The organism is Acinetobacter calcoaceticus, assembly GCF_900520355.1.
Classification (GTDB): Bacteria; Pseudomonadota; Gammaproteobacteria; order Pseudomonadales; family Moraxellaceae; genus Acinetobacter; species Acinetobacter calcoaceticus_C.
Window position 1 is genome coordinate 1881152 of record NZ_LS999521.1, and the last position, 14208, is coordinate 1895359.

At 37.4% G+C, this 14208-nt stretch carries 13 protein-coding genes and 1 pseudogene; 9 read left to right on the forward strand and 5 right to left on the reverse strand.

Features of this window, described 5'->3' with window-relative positions; translation table 11 throughout:
* Nucleotides 1–80 precede the first annotated feature (80 nt).
* The 3 genes from AC2117_RS09020 (at nt 81) to AC2117_RS09030 (ending at nt 3306) form a co-directional block, all read left to right on the forward strand.
* A complete protein-coding gene (locus AC2117_RS09020; RefSeq protein ID WP_133973508.1) occupies nt 81–2030 on the forward strand; it encodes an alkyl/aryl-sulfatase in 1950 nt (649 codons plus the stop codon).
* A gap of 189 nt (nt 2031–2219) precedes the next feature.
* Entirely contained in the window at nt 2220–2582 is a 363-nt protein-coding gene (locus AC2117_RS09025) for a DUF4468 domain-containing protein (protein WP_227549246.1), read from the forward strand.
* 514 nt (nt 2583–3096) lie between these two features.
* Nucleotides 3097–3306, forward strand: a complete 210-nt coding sequence (locus AC2117_RS09030) for a cold-shock protein (protein ID WP_042896259.1) — start codon at nt 3097–3099, stop codon at nt 3304–3306.
* Between the two features lie 43 nt (nt 3307–3349).
* On the opposite strand, the gene AC2117_RS09035 is transcribed toward AC2117_RS09030, so the two are convergent.
* Nucleotides 3350–4369, reverse strand: coding sequence for a zinc-dependent alcohol dehydrogenase family protein (locus tag AC2117_RS09035; RefSeq protein WP_264757594.1), 1020 nt, complete (start codon nt 4367–4369; stop codon nt 3350–3352).
* 133 nt (nt 4370–4502) lie between these two features.
* Between AC2117_RS09035 and AC2117_RS09040 the strand changes: the two genes are divergently transcribed.
* Nucleotides 4503–5417 carry a LysR family transcriptional regulator gene (locus tag AC2117_RS09040; protein WP_133973511.1) on the forward strand — a complete coding sequence of 305 codons (915 nt, stop codon included), beginning with the start codon at nt 4503–4505 and terminating at the stop codon, nt 5415–5417.
* A 42-nt stretch (nt 5418–5459) separates the two neighbouring features.
* Here AC2117_RS09040 and AC2117_RS09045 read toward each other — a convergent pair whose 3' ends face one another.
* The gene (locus tag AC2117_RS09045) at nt 5460–6347 is read right to left on the reverse strand and encodes an AraC family transcriptional regulator (protein WP_133973513.1); all 888 of its coding nucleotides are present in this window, start codon (nt 6345–6347) and stop codon (nt 5460–5462) included.
* 289 nt (nt 6348–6636) lie between these two features.
* Here AC2117_RS09045 and AC2117_RS09050 point away from each other — a divergent pair, with 289 nt between their 5' ends.
* Nucleotides 6637–7689: an NAD(P)-dependent alcohol dehydrogenase gene (locus tag AC2117_RS09050; protein WP_133973515.1), complete on the forward strand. Its 1053-nt coding sequence runs from the start codon at nt 6637–6639 to the stop codon at nt 7687–7689.
* Between the two features lie 71 nt (nt 7690–7760).
* On the opposite strand, the gene AC2117_RS09055 is transcribed toward AC2117_RS09050, so the two are convergent.
* Complete coding sequence (locus AC2117_RS09055) at nt 7761–9104, reverse strand: PepSY-associated TM helix domain-containing protein (RefSeq protein WP_133973517.1); 1344 nt, start codon at nt 9102–9104, stop codon at nt 7761–7763.
* Between the two features lie 324 nt (nt 9105–9428).
* Between AC2117_RS09055 and AC2117_RS09060 the strand changes: the two genes are divergently transcribed.
* Genes AC2117_RS09060 through AC2117_RS09075 form a run of 4 tightly spaced genes read left to right on the forward strand, consistent with a single transcriptional unit; the run spans nt 9429 to nt 12713 of the window.
* Entirely contained in the window at nt 9429–10448 is a 1020-nt protein-coding gene (locus AC2117_RS09060; RefSeq protein ID WP_133973519.1) for an ABC transporter substrate-binding protein, read from the forward strand.
* 2 nt (nt 10449–10450) lie between these two features.
* Nucleotides 10451–11461: a FecCD family ABC transporter permease gene (locus tag AC2117_RS09065; RefSeq protein WP_133973520.1), complete on the forward strand. Its 1011-nt coding sequence runs from the start codon at nt 10451–10453 to the stop codon at nt 11459–11461.
* On the forward strand, nt 11458–12222 hold the full coding sequence (locus tag AC2117_RS09070; RefSeq protein WP_133973522.1) for an ABC transporter ATP-binding protein: 765 nt from the start codon (nt 11458–11460) through the stop codon (nt 12220–12222). Before AC2117_RS09065 ends, AC2117_RS09070 begins: the two co-directional genes overlap by 4 nt.
* A gap of 2 nt (nt 12223–12224) precedes the next feature.
* Nucleotides 12225–12713 carry a GNAT family N-acetyltransferase gene (locus AC2117_RS09075; protein WP_410374393.1) on the forward strand — a complete coding sequence of 163 codons (489 nt, stop codon included), beginning with the start codon at nt 12225–12227 and terminating at the stop codon, nt 12711–12713.
* Here AC2117_RS09075 and AC2117_RS09080 read toward each other — a convergent pair.
* Nucleotides 12708–12971, reverse strand: a pseudogene (locus tag AC2117_RS09080) (helix-turn-helix domain-containing protein); the annotation flags it as partial. The gene AC2117_RS09075 and the pseudogene AC2117_RS09080 overlap by 6 nt on opposite strands.
* A 270-nt stretch (nt 12972–13241) precedes the next feature.
* Nucleotides 13242–14132 (reverse strand): LysR family transcriptional regulator, encoded by an 891-nt coding sequence (locus AC2117_RS09085; RefSeq protein ID WP_133973526.1) that lies wholly within the window; start codon nt 14130–14132, stop codon nt 13242–13244.
* Between the last annotated feature and the right edge of the window lie 76 nt (nt 14133–14208).

Sequence of the window (14208 nt, forward strand, 5' to 3'; positions counted from 1 at the left end):
TACGCTAAAAAGTTCTAATTCAATAAAAATATTCCCCATCTTTAAGGGATGAAAAGTATATAAAATATTAAGGAAATATTATGAAAATTAAAGTACTAACGGTCTCATTATTATCTGTTCTTTCGCTCAATGCATTTGCTGAAAATAAAGTAGAGAAGGCGGTTATTGACTCAAATGCCTCTTACAGTAGTAAGTACAATCTACAAGATGCTGATGAATTTAAGAATGCTGAAAAGGGTTTCATCGCTAAACCTACTGGCCAAATAAAAAATGAGCAAGGAGATGTGATTTGGGATTTTGATGCATTTAATTTTATTAAAGGTCAAGCTCCCGATACTGTAAATCCAAGCCTGTGGAGACAAGCAAAATTAAATAATAATGTTGGTTTGTTTAAGGTTACCGATCGTGTCTGGCAAGTTCGAGGCTTTGATCTGGCAAACATGACCATCATTCAGGGTAATACAGGCTGGATCATTGTTGACACGTTAACATCTAAGGAAACTGCTGAAGCGGCTATTAAATTTGCAAGACAGCATTTAGGTGACCAGAAAATTTCAGCGATTGTTTTTACGCATAGCCATATTGATCATTTTGGTGGGGCTCTCGGCGTTATCTCTGCTGAAGAATTAAAGCAAAGAAACATACCCATTGTTGCTCCTGAAGGATTTATGGAAGAAGCGACCAGTGAGAACATTATGGCAGGACCCGCCATGACTCGTCGAGCAACCTACATGTATGGTACATATTTACCTAAAAATACAGAAGGTTTGGTTGATAATGGTTTAGGTAAAGCTGTAGCAGTCGGACAAATCGGAATTTTAGAACCGAATCAGTTGATTATGCAGAAAGAACAAAAATTGAATATCGATGGTTTAGATTTTGTATTCTATAACGTTCCAAGTTCAGAAGCGCCGTCAGAATTAACTTTTTCCATTCCTTCACTTAAACTTTATAACGGCGCAGAGATTCTCTCCCACACGTTACATAATCTTTATACTCTAAGAGGGGCTAAAGTACGCGATACTTTAAAATGGGTCGGTTATCTTAATCAAGCTTTAGAGCAAACCCAAAACTCAGAAGTTTTTATTGCCCAACATCATTGGCCAGTTTGGGGTCAACAAAATATTCAAGAATTTATTAAGACACAAAGAGATGTCTATAAATTCATTCATGATCAAACAGTTCGTTATATGAATTCTGGTTTAAATGGTGCTGAAATTGCAGAGAAGATTAAACTGCCGCCTGAGTTAGACCAAAAGCTATATGCTCACGGCTATTATGGAACTTTAAAACATAATACGAAGGCTGTATATCAATACTACATGGGCTGGTTTGATGCCAACCCATCAAATTTAGACCCTTTATCACCTAAAGATGCTGCAAAGAAATATATTGAACTGGCAGGTGGAGAGGCGAATGCTTTGAAAAATGCTCAGCAAGCTTATGACAAGGCTGAATACAGATGGGCTGTGGAAGTTCTAAAACATTTAGTATTTAATAACCCAAAGAATTTTCAAGCCAAAGAATTGCTGGCAAAAACTTATCGACAATTAGGATATTCAGCTGAAGCTGCGACTTGGCGTAATTTCTATTTATCGGGTGCACAAGAATTACAAGGCGTTACTCCAGTTAAGAATACCTCTGGTCGTTTAGGTTTACTTATTCATACGCCGACTGAAAGATTTCTTGAAGCGATGGCAACCAATCTGGATGTTGAAAATTTAAAAAATGAAAATCAGTGTATGAACTTAGTTTTGACTGATACACAAGAAAATTTTTCATTACGGATTGAAAACTCGGTCATGCTCTTTGATAAATATGACAGTGATCGGTTACCTACAAACTGCCCAACGTTGAAACTGACTAAACTTTTATATTTAAAGTTAATTACTGGTGAAGTTGATGCTTCGAAAGTTTTATTTTCTAAGGACAGCGAAATAAAGGGCAATCCGTTAAAAATTGGCAAGTTCTTTTCTTTATTTAAAAAGTCTAGCAATGGTTTTCCAATTGTGACTCGTCCAGAAAACTGAAAATATCCAAGATAGAGCCATAGAAAATTCAAGCTAAAGTATCCTTAAGCAATGATTTCAACCTAGCAGCACTTGATAGGACCTGAAAATCAAGTGCTGCTTTTTAACTTTATATAAACCAAATTATTCGATGTGCTGGTGTAAATTTGTAGGTTCTAACTTCTAGTCTCTTTAAAAAGTGAGCGTTACGTGAGAAGAGTAATTTTAGCTGCTACATTAAGTTTTGCTGTACTAGGTATGCAAGGTTGTCTTTCTTTACCTAATAAAGTTGATGAAAAACCTGCTGAAAAGAAAAACGAGTATTTTTCAGAAATTATTAAGTTTAAAGGTTTAAGCCAAACGCAAATTTATGATGCTTCTAAAAACTGGCGAAATAATGTTGTGGATTATGTTTCAAGTCGAAAGATTATTCAGGCAGATGAAGTGAATAAAGTCCTGATAATTAAAGGACATGCAGGGCTAAAATTTGATAATTGTATGGACTGTCTAAGCAGGAATATGATTAAGGTCGCAGATGATTCCTTTAACTATACTATTGAAAATAGAAGTTAAAGATCATCAAGCTAAGCTTACTTTTAGCAATATAGAACCTCGTGACAATCGTAATAATCATTTTTATAAAGATAAAAATGCAGCTATAAAAAATCAATTAAAGAACATTGTGGAAGACTATAAATTTCATATCTTACATCCCAATGCTCAGCCTGTAGGCGCGAGTCCAATGTAGTTTTCTTATATTGGCTTATAAAAATATAATTAAAGAGTCAGATAGAACCATGAGAGATAAATATCTAAGGGAAATACGCATTTATCTTTCCTAAGTAGGTGATATCTCTCTCTTAATTATAAAAAAAATAAATATTGCATATAAAAATCTTGAATAAATATTGATTTCCTGTATGCTTAATTTAACTAGAAAAAAGACTTGTAGTAAATCTTCTTTAAGTATCGCAGTTTTAGTCATAATCCTTCGTTTTTTCAGATATTAAGCTCAATTCGTTATTATTTTTTCAAGTTAATTTGTCATTTTAAAATGGCTTAAATTATTAAAATTCAAGGATATGTTATGTCTAATACAACTAATGGTACAGTAAAGTGGTTTAACGAAACTAAAGGTTTCGGTTTTATTCAACAAGAATCTGGTCCAGATGTGTTTGCTCATTTTAAAGAAATCGCTTCTTCTGGCTTCAAAACTTTATATGAAGGTCAGAAAGTAACGTTTAATATCGCTCAAGGCCAAAAAGGTCCAAGCGCTGTAAATATTATTCCAGAATAATAAGCGATAAAAAAAGGCCCTGAATATTCAGGGCCTTTTTTATTTATTGTGAATCAACTTCAATCACAATTTTGCCAAATGCGCCTCTAGAAAGATGGTTAAAGGCTTCAATAGCTTCTTCAAATTTATATACATGGTCAATAACCGGTTTAATTTGATGTTCATTTAGAAACTTGTTCATACGTTCAAATGAAACTCTTGGCGCTACTGCTATTCCTCGAAGTTTGGTCTGACGGAAAATAAGTGGCATTAAATTCAATTGGGTGGTTTGTCCAGTTAGAAAGCCAACTTGGGCCACGGTGCCTGCTACTTTTGTGGCTGCAATAGATTGATTAAGTCCATTACCGCCCGCAACCTCAATTGTTACATCTACACCTTTACCATCAGTTAATTCGAGTACTCGCTCATCCCAATTTGGATGAGTTTTATAATTGATTCCCTCATCTGCACCCAAAGCGCGAACTTTTTCTAAATTTATATCATTGCTTGATGTAGCGATGACTCTTGCCCCATAGGCGTGAGCTAATTGGATTGCAAAAATAGAAACACCACCAGTCCCTTGTACAAGAACATTTTGTTCTGGCTTAAGGTTACCTATATCCATAAGTGAATACCAAGCTGTTAATGCAGCAATAGGTAATGTAGATGCTTCAGCATCAGACATATTATCTGGAGCTTTTACTGCGCTTTCTTCATGCAAAATCATATATTCAGCAAGACCACCTGGTAATGGCATACCTAAACAATATTCCGGTTCATTGGGTCCAGGTTCTTCATCAATCCAGCGAGAATAGAGAGTAGTATTGACTCGATCACCTAATTTAAAACGCGTTACTCCTTCACCCACAGCCACAACTGTACCTGCTGCATCGGATACGGGAATTAAAGGTTTTGGAACCATGTGGGGTTCATAAAAACCTTCAATAATCGCTTTATCTCGATAGTTTAAAGAAACTGCTCCAACTTTAATGAGGAGTTCACCAGCTTTTGGAGTTGGGGTTTCCACTTCCTCTAATTTTAAATTATTTAAACCAAAATCTTTTAGTAACCATGCTTTCATCATCTTTTCCTCTTAAATGAACTTGATAACTTTCTTACTTAGCTATCATTTGAACTCATCTTAATTCAAGAAAATAATTTTATTAATATGATAAAATTCTAGTCATTGTGGAATAAAATTCCTTAATAGGTGATTTATGGATAGTAAGTTTTCAGGAATACTCGAGTTTGTTACGGCTGTAGAGCAGGGAAGTTTTACTGGTGCAGCAGAAATACTTGGAATTACCGGATCTGCGGTAGGAAAAAGTATTAATAAATTAGAAAAAAGATTGGGTGTCCAACTTCTTCACCGCACAACCAGACGCATTTTTTTAACTCCCGAGGGAGAAGCATGGCTTGTGAGTTGTCGTCGTATTTTGGAAGAATTAGATCAAATAGAAACATTACTTTCGACAGAAAATTCATACCCTACAGGGCGTATAAGAGTTGATCTTCCTACGACTTTTGGCCGTCGATATATTTTTCCGATTTTATTAGATTTAGCTCAGCAATATCCTCAGTTGGATTTATCTGTAACCTTTCAAGACAGGGCTGTAGACATGATTAGTGAGGGGGTAGATCTTGTTGTCAGAATAGGTGACTTAGAAGATTCTACTGACTTAATTGCAAAATCACTTGGGCACCAAACACTTTTAATTTGCGCTTCGCCAGTTTACTTAGAAAAGAATGGTTATCCCTCCAATAAAGAGGATTTAAAACAGCACAACTGTCTAATCGGTTGGAGAAGAAATTATAAAGGGCAATGGTTTTTAAAAAATGCACTAGGGGAAATGGAAGAGTTCAAAATTAAATATAGACATGAAATTCCAGACGGTGATGCTTTACTAAGCGCATGCACTTCCGGTCTTGGTATTGCACAACTACCAAGTTGGTTAGCTTTTGATGCATTAAAAGCTGGAAAGTTAATTTCTATTCTTCCAGAGATATCGGGTGTAGAAATACCAATTCATGTGCTATGGCAAAAAAGATGGCATTTACAACCCAAAATAAGAGTCGTAGTTGATGAAATAACAAAGTTCACGCATAACAAACCTGAATTATTTTTAGAGTAATTCAGGTTATAAAAAATTAATCTGCGATATGCTTGTCCATTTTTATACGCTCTTTATATCCACCGACGGCGGAACCCCAAAAAAGCGTTTATATTCTCTGGAAAATTGCGACAAACTTTCGTACCCGACCTGAATACTGGTGGTTGAAATATCACATTCTTCAGTCATCAATAAGCGCCGTGCTTCGGTCAGCCTCATTCTTTTTTGATATTGTAAGGGACTCATTGAGGTTATATCACGAAAATGCTGATGAAAACTTGAAGCGCTCATACCCATTGTGCTTGAAAGCTCTTCAATGCTAAATGATTTTGCAAAATTTGTTTTCAACCATTCAATGGCTTTCACAATTCGATGGCCTGTAGTTCCTGCCGCTACAATTCGTTTAAGCCGATCACCTTGTGGGCTCATCAATAAACGATAAAAAATTTCTTTAATAATCAGAGGCGACAAGATTGGAATATCTTGTGGAGTGTCTAATAGTTTTAATAACCGTATAAAAGCATCATTCAGTTCCGAATTTACGACTCCAACAGCCATTCCTTTTTTTTCAGTATTTATGTCTTTAAAAGGGATATGGGCTTCAAGCATGATTTGGGCAAGTACATAGGGGTCTAGTCGTAGCACTATTGAAAGATAAGGTAGTTCAGCCGATGCTTCAAGAACTTGAGCAATCACTGGCAGGTCAATTGCCGTAAAAAGGAAATGATTAGAATCATAGGTATAGGTTTCTTCACTAAGAATCACCTGTTTTTTCCCTTGAGCAATCATACATAGACTGGCATCCATCATGCTGCTACTTGGTTGGGTCAATGTTTCAGCACGATATAAAGTCAGTCCCATGATAGGTGTTTCAAATGTACCTTTTTCTCGGGTCCATTGATCAACAAGTTGAGCTAATTCTTGATTATGGTTTATAGACCTATTCGCCATTCAGATTTCACCGATTACCCTCTGTGTTTTTATTGTAGGCATTTCACCTCAGAAAAATAGAGAGAATTGCAACAATTCGGAGGATTAGGCAAATCTGCAAGAGGAATAGAACAACATCTATCAAGTTTCATTTTTATACTGATGAACATGGCAAAAAAGTCGATTGATTAAAGTCTGCTGGGTCATTGTTTTCAAAAACGTATTCATGGGTATTCAAAATCAATAGCCATCAATGAATATCCAGTGATGAAATCGCCTTTATTTAAACATTAAACATGAGAGAAAAAATATGACAATTGAAGTTTTAGGTTATGCTGCGCTGTCATCAGAAACTCCTTTAGTTCCGTTTAAGTTTGAACGTAGAACCCCACGTGAAGATGATGTTGTCATTCAAATTGAATATTGTGGTGTCTGCCACTCCGATTTACATCAAGCTAAAAACGATTGGGGATTTAGTGCTTATCCGTTAGTTCCGGGCCATGAAATTGTAGGGCGTGTAACCTCGATTGGTTCCAAAGTCACTAAATATAAAATTGGTGACCTCGTAGGCATTGGCTGTATGGTAGATTCATGCCGTACTTGTTCTGCTTGCCATTCAGGGCTAGAGCAATATTGTGAAGAAGGTAACATCCAGACTTATGGCGGTGTCGATCGTCATGATCAACGACCAACCTATGGTGGATATTCTCAAACAATTACGTGTAGCGAAGATTTCGTCTTAAAAGTACCTGAAAATCTGGATGCTCAAGCTGTACCGCCATTACTTTGCGCGGGGATTACCACATGGTCGCCTCTACGTCATTGGAATATTGGAAAGGGTAGTAAAGTTGCAGTCGTTGGTTTAGGTGGCTTGGGACATATGGCAATTAAACTTGCAAATGCTCTAGGTGCGGAAGTGACATTATTCACTCGCTCAGCTAACAAAGAACAAGATGCAAAACAACTCGGAGCGCATCATGTTGTGTTATCAACAGATGAGGCTCAAATGAAATCAGTGTTAAATCAGTTTGATTTAATTATTGATACTGTGCCTTATAACCATGACTTGAAGCCTTATATTCCAACTTTAGCTTTAAATGGAACCATTGTGTTGGTTGGATATTTGGGTGAAATTAGCGCAAATTCAGTTCCTATGATTTTAGGAAGAAGATCAATTGCTGGCTCGGTGATTGGCGGGATTAAGGAAACACAAGAGTTACTTGATTTCTGTGGTGAACATAACATCGTTTCTGAGATCGAAATGATTGATATGCAAAATATCAATGAAGCTTTTGAGCGTATGCTAAAAAGTGATGTGAAGTATCGTTTTGTGATTGATATGAAAACTTTATCTGATCATTAATCTTATTTGATCTTTGCTGTGCATTCTGAACGTAGAGTGCACAGTACACCGAGTTAATACGGATGTGGATGTTATAGTTTAGATGGGATGTATTTACGCATTGCAAGGATGAGTATCGTAAGCAAAATACTAAAACCAAAAACAGGTAAGCTTAGGCCTAACACAATGCCAGCTAGCATTAACAATACTTTTTGCTGACCAGTTGCACGCGTCCAAACAAATAAGCTTTGACCAACAAAGTGACTTGTCATAAGTTTTAAGTTTGAGTTTTTAAATGCAGCTTTATATGCATAAATAATCATGAAACAAAGCGCAAGCGCATAAAGCGCAAGAACTAACTGATTCATCCAACCAAATAAAATACCAATATGAGCATCAACTCCCCACCGAGTTAGCTTAGCAACGAATGAGTAGTCTTTAAAGGCAAGTTGATCGATAACTTTGTGTTGTTCCATATCAATTGCGATGCTATCTGCTTGAGTTGGCCATTTACGCTGAATCTCGGCCACTTCCCAAGCTTGATTTCCGCTGGTGGGTGGTTTGATTTGTATTTGTGCCGCATCAATACCATGTGCTCTGGCTATTGAAAGAGCGGTATCAAACTCACTTGAGACAATATTTAAATTAAGGTTTTCACTGTGTGGCATTTCGTGATGTTCATGATGCATCACTGTTGGTAAATTATCTGTCTGAAGAGAAGTTGCTAATGTTGGGGTTTGCCAGTTGAGCCATTGACGAGCAACCCGAATATTATCTCCGGCCCACTCCGACCATGTAAGACCAGTAATGGCGATGATTAATAAGAGTGGAAATAAAAATAAACCAAGCGTGCTATGCCATCTTAATAATTTATTTTTTTGTGTTTGCCTGATTTTAAGATTTTGACGACGTTTCCACCAATTATACAGTCCAGTTAAAGTCAAAATGGCTAACCAACTTGCTGCCAGTTCACTATAAAAGCGACCCCATTTTCCGAGTAATAAGTTGCTATGTAACTGGTCGAGCGTAGTTCGAAACGGTAGAACCCCGCTTGTACCATAGACAGCAAGGTGGCCTTTGGTTTTAAGCGTAAAGGGATCAATAAAAACGGCTTCACTGGTAAAATCATGTAAAGGATCTGAAAAAATGATACGAGTTGTCTGGTCAGCACTTGGGGCGGGTCTAACTTCAATCACCTGTGCAGACTTGGGCATCACTTGCTTTGCGGCTTCAATTTGCTGACTGAGCTTATAGTGTGCTTGGTTCAATGGTTCAACATTTAGAACATCTTTATACATCGCTTGTTCAAGTTGTGGCGTAATCGCATAGAGTAAGCCGGTGATTGCAGCAACCAATATCAATGGTGCAATAAAAATACCAGCATAAATATGAATTAAACGAAAAAGACTACGCCAGAAGGATGAATGGGTCAGCATTAGAAGATAATGTCTATCAGGTGTTGGGCTGGATTATAACGATTTATCTCTTGTGATGTTGATTGAGCTGTAACCTCTATTAAATTATTTGAATAGCCCTTATGCAGACTTTTTAACCCAATAATTAAACAGTTTTTATTACTTGGTAAATTTGGCGTTTTTTTTGCTTACTATCTAATACCTTATCTAACATACTTAATTTGATTGTTGTATAAATGATGATTCAAACTATTTTGCTCTCTTATAGTGTGTTTTTCACATGAAAAATGCACCAAATAGGCGCGTCTTTTTATTTTGCACTGTATTTGTGCGTTGGGTGCTGTAATGAAGTTATTGCTTTCAATACTCACTTTACTCATTCTATGTGGATGTTCTTCATCTGAACAAAAGCGAAAAACACAAGAAAAGTTAGCAGCCCATTCGATATGTGTTTTTGATAGTACAAATACAAAAGTCTGTGTAGATAAACCAGCACAAAGAATTGTGTCTTTGTTTGAGTCCGGTTTAGATGGCTTATATATGCTAGGGCAAGGCCATAAAGTGATTGGTATACCAGCTGAAGTGTACATACAGCCTTTATTATTTAATGCCTATTCAAAAATCGATCAACGTATTGCCAATAGAGAGCTTGCTACACCTTCGCAAGGTGCAAATGCCACCAATATTGAAAGTCTCGTGCTGTTAAAACCAGATCTGGTGATTTTGGGGAGCGGACAAACCCAAACAATTGAACTGTTAAGGCAGTTTGGCATTGCTGTATATGTGATGGAGTCTGGCACTTACCAGCAAGTGAAAGAAGAGCTATCTGAAATCGCTGTGCTTAGTGGTGCTCAAAAGCGTGCTCAAGAAATTTTAAGTTTTTCTGATGAAATTGTGGCAGAGGTCACAGCTAAAACTGCACGTCAGCCAAATAAACAATCGATTTACTATGCATGGTCAGGTGGACGAATTTTTTCTACCTCGGGACGTCAATCGATTACCAATGACTTTATTGAGCTGGCGGGTGCTTACAACATTGTTCAGGCCAATGCCAATCAACCCAATGTGAACCCCGAAACCTTAATTGAATGGAACCCAGACAATATTGTGCTTTGGAACACCAACCCAAAACTGATTTATGAACGAAAAGAATTACAAGGTTTAAGCGCCGTACAAAACCGAAAGGTCTTTAATTTGAGTCCCGCATTTATATATAACCCACACACCATCAAAATTATTATTACGGCGATTTATTTGAATCATAGTATTTATCCTGAACAGTCCGATCTACCTGTAAGTGCTTTACAACAGCGTATTTTAACTCAGTTGTATGGTGAGCACCTTGCCAAAGCGTTGGTGCAATGAATATGCAAAAGCTGAAATATTATTGGTTTTACCCGTTACCCGTCGTGATGATTTTTATCTCGCTGCTCATTGGGCCAACGCAGACATTGAATGCATGGGACTATTTGCTGTGGGGCGTGCAAGCGGTCTTCGGTACACCATATTTTGATGCTGAACAATTTAGACTGATGCAAAATATTCTTGTGAATGTCAGACTACCCAGAATTTTACTGACCTTTATGGTGGGGGCTGCATTGGCAACGGCGGGTAATGGCTTGCAGGCGTTATTTCGTAACCCATTGGTCGACTCTTATGTACTCGGTATTTCATCTGGCGCGGCGTTTGGTGCAGCCTTGGCACTTTCTTTAAGTTGGCTTTCACCCAATCTATCCGCCTTTATTTTTGGTGTTTGCGCTGTTGCCTTAACGTATTTATTTGCGCATCAAAAACATGAAAGCCAGACGTCTTTAGTGATGGTAATTTTATCGGGCATGATTGTTTCGGGGCTATTTTTGGCTGGTCTCACGGTGATTCAATATTTAAGTGATCCATTTAAATTGCAAGCCATTGTGCAATGGACCATGGGTAACTTACATCAAGCTTCTTGGCAAAAGGTTCAATACGCCGTGCTACCAATCTGCATTGGCCTTGCCGGATTATTTACGATGCGCTGGCGCCTAAACTTAATGGCACTCGGTGCCGAAGAAGCGCAGGCGGTTGGTGTTAACCCACGCTGGGAACAGCTTCTTTTAATTGCTTTGGTGACTGTATGTACTTCAACTTCTGTGGCTGCAGCAGGCATTATTAGTCTATATGGACTCTTTATGCCGCATATTGTGAGAATGTTGGTTGGGCCAGATCACCGCTACAGTATTCCTGCCAATATGGTGTTGGGCGGTAGTTTTCTACTGATGATTGATAACTTTTCTCGGGTTTTGTTGACGTTTGAAATACCAATTGGCATTTTTACCATGCTACTTGGCGCTCCATTTTTCTTATTATTAATGAAAACACAAAGGACTCATTGGGCATGATTCAAATTGATCAGTTAAATTATGCCTATGGGCACAAACAGGTTCTTAAAAATATTCATCTGGAGTTTCCTGAAAATCAGTTTTCAGTGATTTTAGGGCGTAATGGCTGTGGGAAATCGACACTTTTTAAATTGATGGCAGGCCTAGAACCCGTAAAAGATGGATTAATCCGTTATTCAGGAAAGCCATTATCGGACTTTAAAGGTAAAGATCGGGCTGCATTACTTGGCTTTTTACCGCAATTTCACAAAACCGTATTTCCATTTTTGGTTAAAGATGTCGTGATTACTGGGCGTGCTGCTTTTAGCCGATATCGTCCTTCAAAATCAGATTGGGAAAGAGTAGACCAAGCTCTATTTGATTTAGACATTGAGCATTTACACGATCGTCCTTATACCGAGCTATCGGGGGGCGAAAGACAATTGGTCATGATTGCGCGTATTTTAGTGCAAGCACCAAAAGTCATTTTACTGGATGAGCCAACTAACCATCTTGATGTTTATTATCAGTCTTATTTAATGAAAAAATTGCGTCAGTTGTCGCGGCAAAATTTTACGGTCATTGCGATTATGCATGATCCCAACTTGGCATTTTTATTTGCAGACCAGCTGTTTTTCATGCGCGAACATGAGGTAGTTAAGCCTGAGTCAAAAACTCGAATCACCGATCCGAAGTTTTTAAAAAGTGTCTACGATGTTGAGTTCCATGAAGCCATGATTCAAGACAAAACCATTGTTATCCCTGATCATTCTTGGCTATAAATATGACATTTCACTATCAGCTAGCGGACAAATCAGACTATGCATCTGCGGTAGAGTTTGCACTTTATACTAGACAGCTTTTATTCCCAGAAATCTATCATGGGCAAGTTCCCAAAGATTTACAAAATTTTGAGCAATATTATGCCAATAACCCATTAGGTTGCTTTATTACGGTAAAAGATAAAAACCGTATTATTGGCACCATTGCATATCGGGCGTATGACCATCGTTTTGATTTAAATCTGCCACCAAATACGGTTGAGGTCGTCAAGTTATTTGTACTGCCTGAATACCGCCGTAGTGGCATAGCGACCAAGCTATGTGACATGTTGTTTAGCCATGCAAAAAAGAATGGAATTGCTACTTTGTATTTGCACACTCATCCATTTTTGCCTGCGGCTGAAGCGTTTTGGACTCTACAAGGCTTTGAAGTCATTAATCGAGAATGGATCGAGACGTATGACACCATTCACATGAGTAAATCTTTATAGTGCTTTATCATGCACATGAAATCTTTTTTGAAAATGGGTAGGCAGATAGCCCATAATTTTACTGAACATTGCTGTAAAAGCTGCCGAGTGTTCATAGCCCAAACTAAATGCAATTTCAGTAATCGAGATATTCTCTTTTAATGCATTTAAAGCATAGATGATGCAGACCCGATTACGCCATGCTTGAAAGGTCATGCCAGTTTCTGATTTAAACCAGCGATGAAAAGTTCGTTCACTTTTATTGTGATCATGCGCCCACCAGTGATTGCACTGTTGTGATTGGTGTTGAGCAAAAATATGTCGATGGTCTTCGCATTGATAGCACCGACTACATTGCAAAGGCATTTCACAAAGTTGCTGTGATGTAAGGCTTTACGAATGGTAAATTATTAGGTGAATTAATAAAAAATTTATACGCATTTTCACCACAGGTGGCAGCTGCAGCAGCCTTAAAAGATTTAAAAAATATTTTAAGGCATAACTACTAATCTACTAGTAATATTCTATGTAATGGATATTTTATTCTATCTAGCAGGTTTCCAAAAGAAAATCTCTAAACCAGCGTTGTATAGAATCATGGTGTGTGCGTTCATGCCATGCCATTAATTTATTATAACCACCAACTTCAATCGGTGGTTTTTTGGAAATAATACCTGAATCTTTCTCTAATAAATGATGTGGAGCAACAGCAATCCAATCACTATTTTTAAGAATTTCTGGTAACAATAAAAAGCTTGTAATAGACATTACAACATTTCTCTTTTTCCCGATTTTCTCCAATGCAACATCTGTAGCTCCAGTGAAACCACCTCCATCGTAAGAGACTAATACATGATTGAGAGAGCAAAATGTATCTATATCAAGCTCTTGATTAGCTAATGGATGATTTTCTCGCATCATACAAACATAGTTTTCTTTATGGATTATCCGTGAACGAAGGTTCAAGGGAACTGTTGGTTCACCCACGATAATAAGGTCAAGTTCTCCATTCATCAGCATAGCTTCGACATTCCGACCATGAATAGACATCAGAGCTATTTTGACTTTTGGTGCAATCTTATTTAAAGCTAATGTAAAAGGTACACCTACACAATGCATACCGTTATCAGTCGCAGCAATTCTGAAAGTTGTTTCTAGTTCCGCTGGATTAAAGATAGGCGGTTGTATTAATTGCTCAATTTCACTTAATATTTTCTTTAAAGGTTCAGCTAAAGCAAGAGCTCTATCTGTTGGAACCATACCATATGATGCCCGAACAAATAATGGATCATCAAAACGATCTCTTAGACGATTAAGCATGCTACTAACAGCAGGTTGAGTTAAAGCTAATTTATCTGCTGCACGTGTAACATTCTTCTCATCTAGTAATGCATCTAAAGCTTTAAGTAAGTTTAAATCGAGATTATTGATATTAGCCATATTTATAGCATGTATATATTTTGATAATTATATTTATAACAAAGCCTTTTCTATTATGCAAAGCTCCAATTTTAAA